The following is a 16,438-nucleotide window of genomic DNA, read 5'->3' as shown; positions in this document are numbered from 1 at the left end:
TGTTCCAGCATGCGCTTTACCCCAGTTTTCGCCGGGAAGAGACTGAACCCCAGCACTATCCCATAACAGCGCCAACAGGATAAGCCCACGCCATGAAGCGCCCGAACATCCTCTTCATCATGGCCGACCAGATGGCCGCGCCGCTCCTGCCCTTCTACGACGCCCAGTCGCCGATCAAGCTGCCCAACCTCTCGCGCCTCGCCAGCGAAGGCGTGGTGTTCGACTCGGCCTACTGCAACAGTCCGCTCTGCGCGCCCTCGCGCTTCACCCTGGTGAGCGGCCAACTGCCGACGAAGATCGGCGCCTGGGACAACGCTGCGGACTTTGCCGCCGACATCCCCACCTACGCGCACTACCTGCGCCGCCTGGGCTACCGCACCGCGCTGTCGGGCAAGATGCACTTCTGCGGCCCGGACCAGTTGCACGGCTACGAGGAACGCCTGACCAGCGACATCTACCCCGCCGACTACGGCTGGGCGGTGAACTGGGACGAGCCGGACGTGCGCCCGAGCTGGTACCACAACATGTCCTCGGTGCTGCAGGCCGGCCCGTGCGTGCGCACCAACCAGCTCGATTTCGACGAGGAAGTGGTGTTCAAGGCGCGCCAGTACCTCTACGACCATGTGCGTGAACACCCCGAGCAGCCGTTCTGCCTCACCGTGTCCATGACCCACCCGCACGACCCCTACACCATCCCCCGCGAATACTGGGACCTGTACCGCGACGAGGACATCCCGCTGCCCTCCGTGCAGATCGACCAAAGCGAACAGGACCCACACTCCCAGCGGCTGCTGAAGGTGATCGACCTGTGGGGGCAGGAAATGCCCGAGGAGAAGGTGCGCGCCGCCCGCCGCGCCTACTTCGGCGCCTGCAGCTACGTCGATGCGCAGATCGGCGCACTGCTGCGCACCCTGGAGGATTGTGGTCTCAGTGAAGACACGCTGATCCTGTTCTCCGGCGACCACGGCGACATGCTGGGCGAGCGCGGCCTCTGGTACAAGATGCACTGGTTCGAGATGGCCGCCCGCGTGCCGCTGCTGGTGCACGCGCCCAAGCGTTTCGCCCCACATCGGGTCAGCCAGTCGGTGTCCACGGTGGACCTGCTGCCGACCCTGGTGGAACTGGCCGGCGGCCAGGTGGAAGCAGGCCTCGAACTGGACGGCCGCTCGCTGCTGCCGCACCTGCAAGGCACCGGCGGCCACGACGAGGTGATCGGCGAGTACACCGCCGAAGGCACCGTCAGCCCGCTGATGATGATCCGCCGCGGCGACTTCAAGTTCATCTACTCCGAGCAGGACCGGTGCCTGCTCTTCGACCTGGCCAACGATCCGCGCGAGCTGGAGAACCTCATGGACTCCCCGGCCCACGCCGAGCTGGCTCGCACACTGCTGCACGAAGCCCGGGCGCGCTGGGATATCCCGGCCATCACCGAACGGGTGCTGGCCAGCCAGCGCCGCCGCCGGCTGGTGGCCGACGCGCTGACCCGCGGCACGCTCAAAAGCTGGGACCACCAGCCCATGGTCGACGCCAGCCAGCAGTACATGCGCAACCACATCGACCTCGACGATCTGGAGCGCCGCGCCCGCTATCCGCAACCGTAACGACAACCACAACAAGCCGAAGGGGATGGGAGCATGAACAAGCTATTCACCGTACGACGCTTCACCGCACGAGATGCATCCGCGTTATTGCTGGCCGGCGCGCTCGCGCTGGGCGGTCCGCTGGCCCGGGCTGAAGATGAAGCCTGCGCTACGGTGAAGCTGGCCGATCCGGGCTGGACCGACATCGCGGTGACCAACGGCGTGGCCGCCTTCCTGCTCGAAGGTCTGGGCTACACCGTGAAGATCGATACCCTCTCGGTACCCATCACCTACGGCGGCCTGCGCGACGGTCAGGTGGACGCTTTCCTCGGTAACTGGATGCCGGCGCAGCAGGGCTTCCATGACCAGTTCATCGCCAGCAAGCAGGTCACCCAGCTGGCGAAGAACCTGCAGGGCACCGAGTTCACCCTGGCCGTGCCGACCTACGTGTGGAACGCCGGGGTGAAGACCTTCGCCGACCTGGACAGGCACGCCGACCAGTTCAACAGGAAGGTCTACGGCATCGGCTCCGGCGCGCCGGCCAACCTGTCGATCCAGAAGATGATCACGGGTGACGAGTTCGGCCTGGGCGACTGGAAACTGGTGGAGTCCAGCGAGCAGGCGATGCTCGCCGAGGTCGGTCGCGCGGTGAAGCGCGAGCGCTGGGTGGTGTTCCTCGGCTGGACGCCGCACCCGATGAACGTGAAGTACGACATGAAGTACCTCACCGGCGGCGAGAAATACTTCGGCAGCACCGGCAGCGTGTTCACCGTCACCCGCAACGGCTACAGCGAGCAGTGCCCGAACAGCGGCAAGTTGCTGGCGAACCTGTCCTTCGACCTGACGATGGAGAACGCCATCATGGCCGAGGTGCTGGAGAAGAATGTGAAGAACCCCGACGCGGTGAAGGCCTGGATCAAGGCCAACCCGCAGCGCCTCGACCAGTGGCTGGCCGGCGTGAAGACCCGCGACGGCGGCGACGCCCTGGCCGCCGTGAAGGCCAAGCTGTAGGCCGGCGATGGAGCGCCTGATCCGCCTGTTGCCGTTCCTCGCCTGGCTGCCGCAGGTCACGGGGCGCGACCTGCGTCGTGACCTGGGCGTCGGCCTCTCCAGCGCGGTGCTCGCCCTGCCGCAGTCCATGGCCTACGCGCTGATCGCAGGCTTGCCAGCCGAATACGGGCTCTATGCGGCGATGCTACCGGTGCTGATCGCCTGCCTGTGGGGTTCGTCGAAACACATGGTCGGCGGGCCGACGGCGGCGATCTCGGTGGTGCTGTTCACCGCTATCGCACCCTTGGCCACGCCAGGCAGCGCGCAGTTCATCCAGTACACGCTGCTGCTGACCTTCCTCGCCGGGCTGTTCCAGTGGCTGCTGGGGATGCTGCGCTTCGGCGTGCTGGTGAACTTCGTCTCGCACTCGGTGCTGCTCGGTTTCACCTGCGGCGCGGCGCTGGTGATCGTCATCGGCCAGCTGCCCTATCTGCTGGGCATCACCGCGAGCGGGCAGGGCACGGCGCTGACCAGTGCCGCCGCACTGTGGTGGAAGCTGCAGGATTTCCATGGACCTTCGTTGCTGGTCGGCGTGTTCAGCCTCGCGCTGAGCCTGCTGGTGAAGCGCCTGTGGCGACGCGGGCCGGCGCTGTTGGTCGGTCTGTTCGGCGCCAGCGCGCTGGTCTGGGCGATGCCGGCGACCTTTGCCGAGGTGGCCAAGGTCGCCGCATTTCGCAGCGCGCTGCCGCCGCTGAGTTCGCTGTCGTTCGATCTCTCCGCCATCGCCCAGTTGCTGCCCGCCGCCGTGGCCTGCGGCATGCTCGGGCTGGTGACGAGCCTGTCCATCGCCCGCGCGCTGGCCGCGCGTTCGCACCAGGTGCTGGATGCCAACCAGGAGGTGCGTGCACAGGGGCTGTCCAACCTGATCGGGCCCTGGCTGTCGGGCACGCTGTCCGCCGGCTCTTTCACCCGCTCCGGGCTGAACCAGGACGCCGGCGCACGCACGCCGCTGGCCGGGGTCTTCTCGGCGCTGTGGGTAGCGCTGCTGGCGGTGGCCGGCGCCGGATTGATCAACCACATCCCACTGCCGGCCATGGCCGCCGGCATCCTGCTGATCTGCTGGAACCTCGTCGATCGCCCGGCCCTGCGCGCACTGTGGAAAGGCAGCCGCGCAGAATCCCTGGTGATGCTGCTGACCCTCGCCGCGACCCTGCTGCTGCCGCTGCAGAACGCTGTCTATGCGGGTGTACTGGCTTCGCTGTTCTTCTACCTAAAGCGCACCTCGCAGCCACGCGTGCAGCAGTGGGAGAGGGAAGACGAAGAAGTGCTGCGCATCGAAGGTTCGATCTTCTTCGGCGCCTGCGATTACCTGCAGAAACGGATGCAGCACAGCCGCAGCGAACGTCTGGTGCTGGATGCCCACCACGTGAACTTCATCGACTTCGCCGGCGCGCAGATGCTCCAGCAGGAAGCCCGCCGCCTCGCCAGCGAAGGGCGCAGCCTGGTACTGCGCAACGCGCGGCCACGGGTGCGCGCGGAGCTGGAGAAACAGATGGGGAAGGGCGGGGCTTTGCAGGTCGAGGAATAGAGCCGGGCTTCATCTGTAGGAGCCCGCTCGCGAATCGGTGCTCAGCCCTTCAGCTGACGGCGCAACTCATCGAGGACCGGCGCCGAATCCGGCCGCACGCCGCGCCACAGCAGGAAGGCTTCCGCCGCCTGCTCCACCAGCATGCCCAACCCATCGATGCAACGCGCCGCGCCGTGCTTGGCGGCCCATCGGTTGAACGCGGTCACGTCCTTGCCGTACATCATGTCGTAGCAGACGGTATGCCCCGGCTGGATCAACGCCGGATCGATGGGCGGCAACTCGCCAGCCAGGGAGGCCGAGGTGCCGTTGACGATCAGGTCGAACGGCTCATCGCGCAGGTCGAAACCGCCGCCACTGACCGTCCCCAGATCCTTGAACTCTTCCGCCAGCTGTTGAGCCTTCGACGCCGTGCGGTTGGCGATGACGATGCACGCCGGCTGCTCGGCGAGGAAGGGTTCGAGAATGCCGCGTACCGCGCCGCCAGCACCCAACACCAGGATGCGCGCGCCGCGCAGCACGACGCCGTGGTTCACCGTCAGGTCGCGGGTCAGCCCGGCGCCGTCGGTGTTGTCGCCCAGCAGTCTGCCGCCGTCGAGCTTCTTCAGGGTGTTCACCGCGCCGGCCCGGCGCGCGCGCTCGGTCAGCTCGGAGGCCAGGCGGTAGGCGTCTTCCTTGAACGGTACGGTGACGTTGCCGCCCAGGCCCTCTTCGAAGAACTCGCGGGCATTCCCGGCGAAGTCGTCCAGCGGCGCCAGCCGCGCGTCATAGGTCAGCGTCTGGCCGGTCTGCTCGGCGAACAGGCGGTGGATCTGCGGCGATTTGCTGTGGCCGATGGGGTTGCCGAAGACGCAGTAGCGGTCCATGGAAAGTCCTGGGACGAGAGGATCGGAAGGGCGGAGAGCTTGCCGGTTTTTCCGCCGTCGTGCCAGGCGGGTTCGCGAGCAAGCTCGCTCCTACGAAGAGCGACCCGGCTCGCAGGCTTTTGTAGCGAGCTTGCTCGCGAACCGCCCAAAAGAGGAGGGTCAGGCCTGCCCCAGCCAGTCCCGATCGGTGAGGAAATACTCAGTCAACCGCGCCTCTTCGCTGCCCGGCTCCGGCTTCCAGTCATAGCCCCAGCGCACCTGCGGCGGCAGCGACATGAGGATCGACTCGGTACGCCCACCCGACTGCAGGCCGAACAGGGTGCCACGGTCGTAGACCAGGTTGAACTCCACGTAGCGACCGCGGCGGAAGGCCTGGAACTCGCGCTGCTGTTCGGTGTACGGGGTGTTCTTGCGCTTGCGCACGATGGGCAGGTAGGCGTCGATGTAGGCATCGCCGATGGCGCGCAGGAAGGCGAAGCTGGTGTCGAAGTCCCACTGGTTCAGGTCGTCGAAGAACAGGCCGCCCACACCGCGCGGTTCGTTGCGGTGCTTGATGTGGAAGTAGCGGTCGCACCATTCCTTGTAGCGCGGGTAGACGTCCTCGCCGAAGGGCGCACAGGCGTCGCGGGCGACCTGGTGCCAGAGCACGCAGTCTTCCTCATGGGCGTAGTAGGGCGTCAGGTCGAAGCCGCCGCCGAACCACCACACAGCCTCTTCACCTTCCTTCTCGGCGATGAAGAAGCGCACGTTGGCGTGGGAGGTCGGCACGTGGGGGTTGGTCGGGTGGATCACCAGCGACACGCCGAGCGCCTGGAAACCGCGCCCCGCCAGTTCCGGACGGTGCGCGCTGGCGCTCGGCGGCAGGCCGGCGCCGAAGACGTGGGAGAAGTTCACACCGCCCTTCTCGATCAACGCGCCATCGCCGATCACCCGTGTCCGTCCACCACCGCCGGCCGGACGCTCCCAGGCGTCCTCGACGAAGCGGGCGCTGCCGTCCTCGGCTTCGAGTGCGGCGCAGATGCGGTCTTGCAGGTCGAGCAGGTAGGCCTTCACGGCCTCGATGCGGTCGGTCACGAGAATCACCTTGGAGCGGGAAAGCCACGCGTGGCGCGGGCCGGAGCAGAATGTGGGGCGCAAGCATACCACCCCCGTCGGCAAAGCTGGTCTTGACGGCCGTCAAGCCGGCGGCTTGGATGAAGGTCTTTTCCCCAGCGGGGCGCCAGCCTCGCGCATTGCAGGAGAGCGACATGGCCAAGCGTGTTCAATTCGCCAAGACCGGCGGCCCGGAAGTCCTAGAACTGGTCGATTACACCCCGGCCGAACCCGGCCCCAACGAGGTGCGCGTGCGTAACCGCGCCATCGGCCTGAATTTCATCGATACCTACTACCGCAGCGGTCTGTACCCCGCGCCGACGATGCCTTCGGGTGTGGGCACCGAAGGCGCCGGCGAGGTGGAAGCCATCGGCAGCGCGGTGACCAATGTGAAGGTGGGCGACCGTGTCGGCTACGCCACCGGGCCGCTGGGCGCCTACAGCGAGCTGCACATGCTGCCGGCGGCGAACGTGGTGAAGCTGCCGGACGCGATCACCTTCGAACAGGCCGCCGCGGTGATGCTCAAGGGCCTTACCGTGCAGTACCTGCTGCGCCAGACCTACAACGTGCAGCCCGGCCAGACCATCCTCTGGCACGCGGCGGCCGGCGGCGTCGGGTTGATCGCCTGCCAGTGGGCCAAGGCCATCGGCGCACACCTGATCGGCACGGTCAGCTCGGCCGCCAAGGCGGAGCTGGCGAAATCCCACGGCGCCTGGGCGACCATCGACTACAGCCACGAGAACGTGGTGGAACGCGTGCTGGCGCTGACCGAGGGCAAGAAGTGCCCGGTGGTCTACGACTCGGTGGGCAAGGACACCTGGCTGACCTCGCTGGACTGCACCGCCCAGCGCGGCCTGGTGGTGAGCTTCGGCAATGCCTCCGGCCCGGTGGACGGAGTGAACCTGGGCATCCTGTCGCAGAAGGGCTCGCTCTACGTCACCCGCCCGACGCTGTTCGGCTACGCCAATACGCCGGAACGCTTGCAGGCGATGGCCGACGACCTGTTCGGCATGATCACCAGCGGCAAGGTGAAGGTGGAGATCAACCAGCGCTTCGCCCTGGCCGATGCCGCCAAGGCGCAAACCGAGCTGGCGGCGCGGCGCACGACCGGATCGACGATCCTGTTGCCCTGATCAGGGCAGAAGAGCGTTCGCGAGCAAGCTCGCTCCTACGAAAAGCGCGTCTGTAGGAGCGAGCTTGCTCGCGAACCGCATTACACCCTCTTATCCGGCTTACGACGGACGAACGGTCTCGCCGGTCCGCAGATCGCGAATCAGGCTCGGATTGCGGCGCCCGCCCAGGGCGCCGCCGAGCACCCCATCCAGCTCATCATGGAAGTACTGCTCGATGCGCAGGCGCGTACGCGCGGCCGGACGGCCGGCAGGGTTGGCGGAGGTGGAGATCAGCGGGCCGGTATGGAGACACAGCTCGCGCACCAGCGGATGGTCGCTGACGCGCAGAGCAACGGTGTCGTGTTGGCCGGTCACCCACTCGGGCAGGCGGTCCTGGTGCGGCACCAGCCAGGTGTTCGGGCCGGGCCAACTGGCGGCCAGCTTCTCCCGCCAGGCGTCCGGCAGGTCGTCCAGCAGGAAGTCGAACTGGTCGATGTCGGCGGCCACCACGATCAGGCCCTTCTCCACCGGACGCGCCTTGATCGCCAGCAGGCGGTACACCGCGTCGGCGTTCCACGGGTCACAACCCAGCCCCCAGACGGCTTCGGTCGGGTAAGCGATCACACCGCCATCGCGCACGACCTGGGCCATGCGCTGGGTACGCCAGTTGCTGTACATCGGGAACTCCTCGGATCTGCGATGCGCGGCAGTTTACGTGCTCAGGGGGCACGATGCACCCAGACGCCGGCCTCGCAGGCCACCCGTCCGTCCAGCTCCAGTTCGGTCAGCGCCACCAGCACGTCAGGCAGCTCCATGCCGCTGCCCAGCGCCAGCTGTTCGCTGCTCTGCGGGGCGGCGCGCAGGAGGTCGAGAAGGGGATGCGCGGGTTCGCGCTCCCGCGATGCCGCAGGCGCGGCTGGCCGGGTCCAGCCGCGCAGGCCCTCGAGGATGTGGTCGACGCTTTCCACCAGCGAAGCGCCCTGGCGGATCAATTCGTGACAGCCGCGCGCACCGGGATGGTGGATCGATCCGGGAATGGCATAGACCTCGCGCCCCTGTTCCGCCGCGAGACGGGCGGTGATCAACGAGCCACTGGAAGGACTGGCCTCCACCACCAGCACGCCCAGCGACAGGCCACTGATGATGCGATTGCGCCGGGGAAAGTTCGCCGCCTGTGGCGGGCTGTGCAGCGGCAGTTCCGAGACCAGCGCGCCACCCTGCTCGATGATGCGCTGCGCCAGGCCGACATGCCTGCGCGGGTAGAGATGCTCAAGGCCGGTGCCGAGCACGGCGACGGTCCCTCCGGCGGCGTCCAGCGCGCCTTCGTGGGCGGCGCCGTCGATGCCCAGCGCCAGGCCACTGGTGATGACGAAGCCGCCGCCGGCCAGGCTGCGGGCAAAGGCCCGCGCGGTATCGAGCCCCGGCCTGCTGGCTCGCCGGCTGCCCACCATGGCCAGCTGCGGACGCTCCAGCAATGCCACGTCGCCGGCCACGAACAGCAGCGGCGGTGCGTCCACCAGCTCGGCCAGCAGCGCGGGGTAGGCGGGGTCGTCCCAGGCCAGCAGATGGTGAGCGGGGTCGTCCAGCCAACGCAGCGCGGTGGCTGCCTGCTCGCGGATGCCGGCATCCCGGCGCCGCTCGGCGGATTCCTGCGGCAACCCCAGGGAGCGCCAGGCGGCGGCGGGGGCGCTCAGGGCAGCGGAGGCCGAGCCGAATGCCGACATCAGGCGCCGGAAGCGCCTGGGGCCCAGCTCAGGCAGGGCATGCAAGCGCAGGCGCGCCTCGGCTTCGGCAGGGGAGACATCGACGGGCATGGCGGCAGTCCTTTGCGGCGAGCGGGAAGAGTTCGCTCAGACTTTGCCGTCCAAGACGCGCCACCGCAGTCGGACCGTTCCGAAACACACCCATAAAAAACCCCGCCGAAGCGGGGTTTTCTTCAGCCAGGGGCTGAACTCAGGGGTTCTGCACCTTGTCGTTCACTTCCAGCGAACGGCTGGCGGTCAGCACCAGGCCATAGCTCAGTCGGTTGTAGGTGCGGAAGATCATCAGCAGGCCCGAGCGCTCGTCCGGGATCTTCACCATGTCATCGGTGACGCGGTCGCGCACGGTTTCGCCCAGCTTGTAGATCGCCAGCACGTTGCCTTCGGCCAGACCGTCGCGAGAGCCCTTGTCGATGGTCACCACGTCGTACTTGCCGATCTGGGTCACGCCGCGCGGCACGTCGATGATGGTGCCCTTGACCGGGGTGGTCGGCTCGCTGGGCATGAAGGTCGAGGTGATCGCGCGCTCCTCGGTGGGGAACAGGCGGTCGCCCGGACGGACTTCCTGGGTGGTACGGGTCAGCTGGAGGGTCGCAACGTCGCCTTCCTTCGCGGTGACGTTGGCACCGCCGACGTCCATGGCGTCGATGCCCAGCACTTCGCCGGTCTCGGGGTTGGAGTAGACCTTGGCCTGGCGGAAGATGCCGTAGCTGTTCTCTTCGGACAGCGCGTTGCCGCGGGCGTAGGCGCGATCGCCGGCGCCGCTGATCACGCTCTCCTGGTCGCCGGCGACCACATAGGGTGCGCTGGTGAACGCGGTTTCGTCATCGACGATGCGGTTGGAGAGCAGGAAGGCGTTGATCTTGTCCAGCGGAATGGTCGGGATCGCTTCGGCGATCGGGGTGCTGCGCACCCGCGGCGACAGCTTGATGGTGCCGCGCGACTCACCGCGGTTGAGCATCAGGCGCGGCTGGCCATCGATGTACACCAGACTCAGCACGTCGCCCGGATAGATCAGGTGCGGGTTCTGGATCTGCGGATTCACGTGCCAGATTTCCGGCCACTTCCAAGGCTTGCTGAGGAACTTGCCGGAGATGTCCCAGAGGGTGTCGCCTTTCACTACGGTATAGCGGTCCGGGTGGCCTTCCTTGAGCTGCACGGCAGCTTGAGCCACCCCGCCTGCGGCCAGCAGCAGCAGGGCGAGTAGTGTTTTCCTCATGCGGTGAATCCCTTTATTATGTGTACACATGAAACGCCTGGAAGCCGCCCCTACCGCGCTTTCCAGCCGTTTTTCGATGCTGCTCAGCATATTAGCAGTCGATTTTGACTTTATTCCACAAGTGCATCACAAACGCATATGGCCATTCTGAACATTCTCGAATTCCCCGATCCGCGCCTGCGCACGATCGCCAAGCCGGTCACGGAGGTCGATGACAGCGTTCGCCAGCTGATCGACGACATGTTCGAGACCATGTACGAGGCCCCCGGCATCGGCCTGGCCGCCACCCAGGTGAACGTGCACAAGCAGATCATCGTGATGGACCTCTCCGAGGACAAATCCGAGCCGCGCGTGTTCATCAATCCCGAGCTGGAAGAGCTGACCGAAGAGAAAGGTCCGTACCAGGAAGGTTGCCTGTCGGTTCCCGGCTTCTACGAAAATGTAGACCGTCCCCTGCGCGTGCGCATCAAGGCGCTGGATCGCGACGGCAAGCCCTTCGAGGAAATCGCCGAGGACCTGCTCGCCGTGTGCATCCAGCACGAGTGCGATCACCTGAACGGCAAGCTGTTCGTCGATTACCTGTCCAACCTCAAGCGCGACCGCATCCGCAAGAAGCTGGAAAAGCAGCATCGGCAACAGGCGTAACCCCCATCCCCAAAGGCTTGCCCCGGCAAGCCTTTTCTTTTTGAAGAGCCCGATATGAGCCAAGCACTGCGCATCGTCTTCGCCGGCACCCCGGAATTCGCCGCCGAGCACCTCAAGGCCCTGCTCGATACGCCGCACGAGATCGTCGCCGTCTACACCCAGCCGGACCGTCCGGCCGGCCGCGGCCAGAAGCTGATGCCCAGCCCGGTCAAGCAGCTCGCCCTGGAGAACGGCCTGACCGTGCTGCAGCCGCCGACCCTGCGCGACCCGGCCGCCCAGGCTGAACTCGCGGCGCTCAAGCCGGACCTGATGGTGGTGGTGGCCTACGGGCTGATCCTGCCGCAGGTGGTGCTGGACATCCCGCGCCTGGGCTGCATCAACAGCCACGCCTCCCTGCTGCCGCGCTGGCGCGGCGCCGCGCCGATCCAGCGCGCGGTAGAAGCGGGCGATGCCGAAAGCGGTGTCACCGTGATGCAGATGGAAGCCGGCCTGGACACCGGGCCGATGCTGCTCAAGGTCAGCACGCCGATTTCCGCCGAGGATACTGGCGGCAGCCTGCATGACCGTCTGGCCGAACTCGGCCCGAAAGCCGTGGTCGAGGCCATTGCCGGTCTCGCCGCCGGCACGCTCGAGGGCGAAGTGCAGGACGATGCCCTGGCCACCTACGCGCACAAGCTGAACAAGGAAGAGGCACGCATCGACTGGTCGCGCCCGGCCGACGAACTGGAGCGCCGCATCCGCGCCTTCACGCCCTGGCCGGTCTGCCACACCACCCTGGGCGATGCCGCGCTGAAAGTGCTCGGCGCCAAGCCCGCGCAGGGCAAGGGCGAGCCCGGCAGGATCCTCGACGCCAGCCGCGACGGCCTGCTGGTCGCCTGCGGTGAAGGCGCACTGCTGCTGACCCGCCTGCAACTGCCCGGCGGCAAGCCGCTGGCCTTCGCCGACCTGTTCAACAGCCGCCGCGAGCAATTCGCCGCCGGCCAGGTGCTGGGCGCATGAGCACCAATCCCCGTCTGGCGGCGGCCCGCGCCCTGGCCGCCGTACTCGCCGGCCGCGCCTCGCTGGGCAGTTCGCTGCCGACCCAACTGGAAAACGTCGAACCGCGCGACCGCGGCCTGGTGCAGGAGCTGGCCTTCGGCGCCGCCCGCTGGCAGCCACGCCTGTCCACCCTCGCCGCGCGCCTGCTGCAGAAGCCGTTCAAGGTCGGCGACCGCGATGTCGAGGCGCTGCTGCTGGTCGGCCTGTACCAGTTGCTCTACACCCGCATTCCGCCGCACGCGGCCATCGGCGAGACCGTCGGCTGCGCGGACAAGCTGAAGAAGCCCTGGGCCAAGGGCCTGCTCAACGCCGTGCTGCGCCGCGCCCAGCGCGAGAGCGAAACCCTGCTGGCCGAGGTCGACAAGGACCCGGCGGCGCGCCTGGCGCATCCGCGCTGGCTGCAGAAAGCCCTGAAGAAATCCTGGCCCGAGCAGTTCGAAGCCATCTGCGCCGCCAACAACGCCCACCCGCCGATGACCCTGCGGGTGAATCGCCGCCACGGCAGCCGCGATGCCTATCTGGAAGAGCTCAACCGCATCGGCTTCGAAGCCGTGGCCTGCGAGTTCAGCCGCGACGGCATCAACCTCGTGCAGCCCTGCGATGTGCGCGAGCTGCCGGGCTTCGCCGAAGGCCGCGTCAGCGTGCAGGATGAAGCCGCGCAACTGGCCGCCGACCTGCTGGAGCTGGCGCCCAACCAGCGCGTGCTGGACGCCTGCTGCGCCCCCGGCGGCAAGACCTGCCACCTGATGGAAGCCGAGCCCGCGCTGGCCGGCGTAGTGGCAGTGGACCTGGAGGAAAGCCGCCTGGTGCGCGTGCGCGAGAACCTCGCGCGCCTGCAGCTGGATGCCCAGTTGATCGCCGCCGACGCCCGCGACACCGCCACCTGGTGGGACGGCAAATCCTTCCAGCGCATCCTGCTGGACGCTCCCTGTTCCGCCACCGGGGTGATCCGCCGCCATCCGGACATCAAGCTGACCCGCACCGCCGACGACATCGAAGCACTGGCGCAACTGCAGGGCGAACTGCTCGATGCGCTGTGGGCGACCCTCGAAGTCGGTGGCGTGCTGGTCTACGCGACCTGCTCGGTGATGCCCCGGGAAAACAGCGAGCAGATCGCCGCGTTCCTTGGTCGCACCCCCGGTGCCCGCGAGCTGGACCTGCCCGGCCCCTGGGGCATCAAGCAGCACCATGGCCGCCAATTGTTCCCCCAGGAGAAGGGGCATGACGGCTTCTACTATGCCAAGCTGATCAAGATTTCGGCGAAGTAACAGGCGCCGACTCCCAACGGATCGAAACGGAAAGCACCCCGCTCCATGAAGATCATCATCCTCGGCGCCGGCCAGGTCGGCGGCACTCTGGCCGAGCATCTGGCCAGCGAAGCCAACGACATCACCGTGGTCGACACCGACGGCGAACGCCTGCGCGACCTCAACGACCGCCTCGACATCCGCACCGTCCAGGGCAAAGCCTCGTTCCCCACCGTGCTGCGCCAGGCCGGCGCCGACGACGCGGACATGCTGGTGGCGGTGACCAACAGCGACGAAGTGAACATGGTGGCCTGCCAGGTCGCCTACACCCTGTTCAACACGCCGACGCGCATCGCCCGTGTGCGTGAGGCAGCCTACCTGACTCGCGCCGGGCTGTTCGACAACGAAGCGATCCCGGTGGACGTGCTGATCAGTCCCGAGCAGGTGGTGACCAACTACATCAAGCGCCTGGTGGAATACCCCGGCGCCCTGCAGGTAATCGACTTCGCCGAGGGCAAGGCGCAGCTGGTGGGCATCCGCGCCTACTACGGCGGCCCGCTGGTGGGGCAGGAGCTGCGCCAGCTGCGCGAGCACATGCCCAACGCCGATACCCGCGTGGCGGCGATCTACCGGCGCAACCGGCCGATCATCCCCCAGGGCGACACCGTGATCGAGGCCGACGACGAGGTGTTCTTCATCGCCGCCAAGGCCCACATCCGCGCGGTGATGGGCGAGATGCGCCGCCTGGAAGACAGCTACAAGCGGATCATCATCGCCGGCGGCGGCAACATCGGCGAGCGCCTGGCCGAGGCCATCGAAAGCCGCTACCAGGTGAAGATCATCGAGATGAACCCGGCGCGCTGCCGGCACCTGTCCGACCACCTGGACAGCACCATCGTGCTCCAGGGCAGCGCCTCCGACCGCGACCTGCTGCTGGAAGAGAACATCGGCGACACCGACCTGTTCCTCGCCCTGACCAACGACGACGAGGCGAACATCATGTCCTCGCTGCTGGCCAAGCGCCTGGGCGCGCGCAAGGTGATGACGCTGATCAACAACCCCGCCTACGTGGACCTGGTGCAGAGCGGCGATATCGACATCGCCATCAGCCCGCAGCTGGCCACCATCGGCACCCTTCTGACCCACGTGCGCCGCGGCGACATCGAGAGCGTGCACTCGCTGCGCCGGGGCGCTGCGGAGGCCATCGAGGTGGTCGCCCACGGCGACGCCAAGTCGAGCAAGGTGATCGGCCGCAAGATCAGTGACGTGCACCTGCCGCCGGGCACCACCATCGGCGCGGTGATCCGCGACGACGACGTGCTGATCGCCCACGGCGAAACAGTGATCGAAACCGGTGACCACGTGATCCTCTTCGTGGTGGACAAGAAGCGCATCCGTGACGTCGAGCGGCTGTTCCAGGCCGGTCTGACGTTCTTCTGAGAAGGAGCCCCGACATGCTCGAAGGCCTGGAAAAGATGCTCGCCAAGGGCGTGGACAACCCGCTGCTGCGCTTCGGCCTGGGCAAGGGTTACCTGGATGCCGGCGATGCGGCGAAAGCCGTCGAGCACCTGCGCCGCTGCGTGGAGCAGGACCCGAAGTACTCCGCCGCCTGGAAGCTGCTGGGCAAGGCGCTGCAGGCCGAGGGCGACCTGGACGGTGCCCGCGCCGCCTGGACCGACGGCCTGGCCGCCGCCCAGGCCCACGGCGACAAGCAGGCGGAGAAGGAGATGACGGTGTTCCTGCGCAAGCTGGACAAGACAAAGGGCGCGTAAGCGCCCTTTTTCATCCGCCTGCCTCGAAGGACGAGATTACTTGTAGGACCGAGGGGGGCGCCTAGCCCTTGCTCGCGAACCGCATGACACCGGAGCTGGTGCGAGGTGTTCGCGAGCAAGCTCGCTCCTACAGAAAAGCAGGCCGCGCGTTAAAGAACTTCGGCGGCCACCGCATCCACTGCCGCCTTGGCGATGCCGACGATCTCGTCCGCCTCGGCGCGGGTCAGCACCAGCGGTGGGGCGAAGCCGAGGATGTCGCCGTGGGGCATGGCGCGGGCGATCATGCCGCGTTCCAGGCAGGCCGCCGAGACCTTCGGGCCGACCTTCAGCGCCGGGTCGAACGGCGTGCGCGCCTCGCGGTTGGCCATGAACTCCAGCGCCGCCAGCATGCCGTCGCCACGCACCTCGCCCACCAGCGGATGGCCTTCGAAAGTCTGGCGCAGCTGCTGATTGAGGTAGCCGCCGACCTCCGCCGCATTGGCGGTGATGTTCTCCCGCTCGAGAATGTTCAGGTTGGCCAATGCCGCCGCCGCGCAGATCGGGTGGCCGGAGTAGGTCCAGCCGTGGCCCATGGCGCCTTCGCGGGTCGATGCGCTGTCGATCACGTCCCACACCTTCTCGCCGACGATCACCGCCGAGAGCGGCGCGTAGGCGCTGGTCAGGCCCTTGGCCGTGGTGATCAGATCCGGACGCATGCCATAGCGCTGGCTGCCCATCTTGTCGCCTACGCGGCCGAAGGCGCAGACCACTTCATCGGCGATCAGCAGCACGTCGTACTTCGCCAGCACCGCCTGGATCGCCTCCCAGTAGCCCTTGGGCGGGACGATGATGCCGCCAGTGCCCATCACCGGCTCGCCGATGAACGCGGCCACGCTGTCCGGGCCTTCGGCGAGGATCAGGTTTTCCAGCTCCTGGGCGCAGTAGCGGACGAAGGTCGCCTCGTCCATGCCGGCCGGCGCCTTGTAGAAGTGCGGGCAGAGCGTGTGCTTGACGCCTTCCACCGGCAGGTCGAAGTGCTGGTGGAAGCTCGCCAGCCCCGTGAGGCTGCCGGTGACGATGCCCGAGCCGTGGTAGCCGCGCTGGCGGGAGATGATCTTTTTCTTCTGCGGCCGGCCCAGCACGTTGTTGTAGTAGCGCACCAGCTTGACCTGGGTTTCGTTGGCGTCGGAGCCGGAGAGGCCGTAGTAGACCTTCTTCATGCCGGCCGGCGCCCAGTCGCGGATGATCCGCGTGGACAGCTCGATGATCGCCTCGGAAGAGTGCCCCACATAAGTGTGGTAGTAGGCCAGCTGCGTGGCCTGTGCATGGATCGCATCGGCGACTTCGGTGCGGCCGTAGCCGATGTTCACGCAGTACAGGCCGGCGAAGGCGTCCAGCAGCTCGCGGCCTTGGTGGTCGCGTATGCGCACGCCGGAAGCACCGGTGATGATCCGGCCCGGCAGCGCGCCGCTGGCGTGATCGTGAGCGTGGGTCGAGGGGTGCATGAAGTGTGCGCGGTCGTCTTCGAAGAGCTTGGCGTATTCGGTCATGGC

General features: G+C 67.2%; 15 protein-coding genes. 9 read left to right on the top strand and 6 right to left on the bottom strand.

Going from position 1 to position 16,438, the window contains the following annotated elements:
- Positions 1–92 precede the first annotated feature (92 nt).
- The 3 genes from betC to SD196_RS00180 are packed head-to-tail and all read left to right on the top strand — an operon-like array spanning position 93 to position 4,158.
- Entirely contained in the window at positions 93–1,601 is a 1,509-nt protein-coding gene (betC, locus tag SD196_RS00190) for a choline-sulfatase (RefSeq protein WP_416310936.1), read from the top strand.
- Positions 1,602–1,634: 33 nt separating this feature from the next.
- Positions 1,635–2,591: a choline ABC transporter substrate-binding protein gene (locus SD196_RS00185; protein WP_275609485.1), complete on the top strand. Its 957-nt coding sequence runs from the start codon at positions 1,635–1,637 to the stop codon at positions 2,589–2,591.
- A 7-nt stretch (positions 2,592–2,598) separates the two neighbouring features.
- Positions 2,599–4,158, top strand: a complete 1,560-nt coding sequence (locus SD196_RS00180) for a SulP family inorganic anion transporter (protein ID WP_416310935.1) — start codon at positions 2,599–2,601, stop codon at positions 4,156–4,158.
- 41 nt (positions 4,159–4,199) lie between these two features.
- On the opposite strand, the gene aroE is transcribed toward SD196_RS00180, so the two are convergent.
- Both aroE and hemF read right to left on the bottom strand, forming a co-directional pair.
- On the bottom strand, positions 4,200–5,021 hold the full coding sequence (aroE, locus tag SD196_RS00175; RefSeq protein WP_331315181.1) for a shikimate dehydrogenase: 822 nt from the start codon (positions 5,019–5,021) through the stop codon (positions 4,200–4,202).
- 159 nt (positions 5,022–5,180) lie between these two features.
- Complete coding sequence (gene hemF / locus SD196_RS00170; RefSeq protein ID WP_343576001.1) at positions 5,181–6,095, bottom strand: oxygen-dependent coproporphyrinogen oxidase; 915 nt, start codon at positions 6,093–6,095, stop codon at positions 5,181–5,183.
- 173 nt (positions 6,096–6,268) lie between these two features.
- On the opposite strand from hemF, the gene SD196_RS00165 reads away from it, so the two are divergent.
- Positions 6,269–7,246 carry an NADPH:quinone reductase gene (locus tag SD196_RS00165; RefSeq protein WP_416310934.1) on the top strand — a complete coding sequence of 326 codons (978 nt, stop codon included), beginning with the start codon at positions 6,269–6,271 and terminating at the stop codon, positions 7,244–7,246.
- A gap of 99 nt (positions 7,247–7,345) precedes the next feature.
- Here the strand turns inward: SD196_RS00165 and SD196_RS00160 are convergent, their stop codons facing one another.
- The 3 genes from SD196_RS00160 to SD196_RS00150 all read right to left on the bottom strand — a co-directional run bounded on the left by SD196_RS00160 (position 7,346) and on the right by SD196_RS00150 (position 10,204).
- A complete protein-coding gene (locus SD196_RS00160) occupies positions 7,346–7,903 on the bottom strand; it encodes an L-threonylcarbamoyladenylate synthase (protein ID WP_275609480.1) in 558 nt (185 codons plus the stop codon).
- A gap of 41 nt (positions 7,904–7,944) precedes the next feature.
- Entirely contained in the window at positions 7,945–9,039 is a 1,095-nt protein-coding gene (dprA, locus tag SD196_RS00155) for a DNA-processing protein DprA (protein WP_416310933.1), read from the bottom strand.
- Between the two features lie 139 nt (positions 9,040–9,178).
- Entirely contained in the window at positions 9,179–10,204 is a 1,026-nt protein-coding gene (locus SD196_RS00150) for a LysM peptidoglycan-binding domain-containing protein (RefSeq protein WP_275609478.1), read from the bottom strand.
- A 138-nt stretch (positions 10,205–10,342) separates the two neighbouring features.
- Here SD196_RS00150 and def point away from each other — a divergent pair, with 138 nt between their 5' ends.
- Genes def through SD196_RS00125 form a run of 5 tightly spaced genes read left to right on the top strand, consistent with a single transcriptional unit; the run spans position 10,343 to position 14,906 of the window.
- The gene (gene def / locus SD196_RS00145) at positions 10,343–10,849 is read left to right on the top strand and encodes a peptide deformylase (protein ID WP_207884848.1); all 507 of its coding nucleotides are present in this window, start codon (positions 10,343–10,345) and stop codon (positions 10,847–10,849) included.
- Positions 10,850–10,903: 54 nt separating this feature from the next.
- Positions 10,904–11,848, top strand: coding sequence for a methionyl-tRNA formyltransferase (gene fmt, locus SD196_RS00140; protein ID WP_343575990.1), 945 nt, complete (start codon positions 10,904–10,906; stop codon positions 11,846–11,848).
- Entirely contained in the window at positions 11,845–13,155 is a 1,311-nt protein-coding gene (gene rsmB, locus SD196_RS00135; protein ID WP_416310932.1) for a 16S rRNA (cytosine(967)-C(5))-methyltransferase RsmB, read from the top strand. Before fmt ends, rsmB begins: the two co-directional genes overlap by 4 nt.
- A 45-nt stretch (positions 13,156–13,200) precedes the next feature.
- Positions 13,201–14,574, top strand: coding sequence for a Trk system potassium transporter TrkA (gene trkA, locus SD196_RS00130; RefSeq protein WP_275609475.1), 1,374 nt, complete (start codon positions 13,201–13,203; stop codon positions 14,572–14,574).
- 14 nt (positions 14,575–14,588) lie between these two features.
- Complete coding sequence (locus SD196_RS00125; RefSeq protein WP_416310931.1) at positions 14,589–14,906, top strand: tetratricopeptide repeat protein; 318 nt, start codon at positions 14,589–14,591, stop codon at positions 14,904–14,906.
- Positions 14,907–15,055: 149 nt separating this feature from the next.
- Here the strand turns inward: SD196_RS00125 and SD196_RS00120 are convergent, their stop codons facing one another.
- On the bottom strand, positions 15,056–16,435 hold the full coding sequence (locus SD196_RS00120) for an aspartate aminotransferase family protein (protein WP_416310930.1): 1,380 nt from the start codon (positions 16,433–16,435) through the stop codon (positions 15,056–15,058).
- Positions 16,436–16,438: the final 3 nt, after the last annotated feature.

Source organism: Pseudomonas macauensis (assembly GCF_047902425.1).
GTDB lineage: Bacteria > Pseudomonadota > Gammaproteobacteria > Pseudomonadales > Pseudomonadaceae > Pseudomonas.
Note: the sequence above shows the minus strand (reverse complement) of the source record. Positions and strands in the feature narration are given on the sequence as shown.

Excerpts from the sequence above, each read along its gene's own strand:
- betC (WP_416310936.1), top strand. The coding sequence starts at position 93 with ATGAAGCGCCCGAACATCCTCTTCATCATGGCCGACCAGATGGCCGCG.
- SD196_RS00185 (WP_275609485.1), top strand. The coding sequence starts at position 1,635 with ATGAACAAGCTATTCACCGTACGACGCTTCACCGCACGAGATGCATCC.
- SD196_RS00180 (WP_416310935.1), top strand. The coding sequence starts at position 2,599 with ATGGAGCGCCTGATCCGCCTGTTGCCGTTCCTCGCCTGGCTGCCGCAG.
- aroE (WP_331315181.1), bottom strand. The coding sequence starts at position 5,021 with ATGGACCGCTACTGCGTCTTCGGCAACCCCATCGGCCACAGCAAATCG.
- SD196_RS00165 (WP_416310934.1), top strand. The coding sequence starts at position 6,269 with ATGGCCAAGCGTGTTCAATTCGCCAAGACCGGCGGCCCGGAAGTCCTA.
- SD196_RS00160 (WP_275609480.1), bottom strand. The coding sequence starts at position 7,903 with ATGTACAGCAACTGGCGTACCCAGCGCATGGCCCAGGTCGTGCGCGAT.
- dprA (WP_416310933.1), bottom strand. The coding sequence starts at position 9,039 with ATGCCCGTCGATGTCTCCCCTGCCGAAGCCGAGGCGCGCCTGCGCTTG.
- SD196_RS00150 (WP_275609478.1), bottom strand. The coding sequence starts at position 10,204 with ATGAGGAAAACACTACTCGCCCTGCTGCTGCTGGCCGCAGGCGGGGTG.
- def (WP_207884848.1), top strand. The coding sequence starts at position 10,343 with ATGGCCATTCTGAACATTCTCGAATTCCCCGATCCGCGCCTGCGCACG.
- fmt (WP_343575990.1), top strand. The coding sequence starts at position 10,904 with ATGAGCCAAGCACTGCGCATCGTCTTCGCCGGCACCCCGGAATTCGCC.
- rsmB (WP_416310932.1), top strand. The coding sequence starts at position 11,845 with ATGAGCACCAATCCCCGTCTGGCGGCGGCCCGCGCCCTGGCCGCCGTA.
- trkA (WP_275609475.1), top strand. The coding sequence starts at position 13,201 with ATGAAGATCATCATCCTCGGCGCCGGCCAGGTCGGCGGCACTCTGGCC.
- SD196_RS00125 (WP_416310931.1), top strand. The coding sequence starts at position 14,589 with ATGCTCGAAGGCCTGGAAAAGATGCTCGCCAAGGGCGTGGACAACCCG.
- SD196_RS00120 (WP_416310930.1), bottom strand. The coding sequence starts at position 16,435 with ATGACCGAATACGCCAAGCTCTTCGAAGACGACCGCGCACACTTCATG.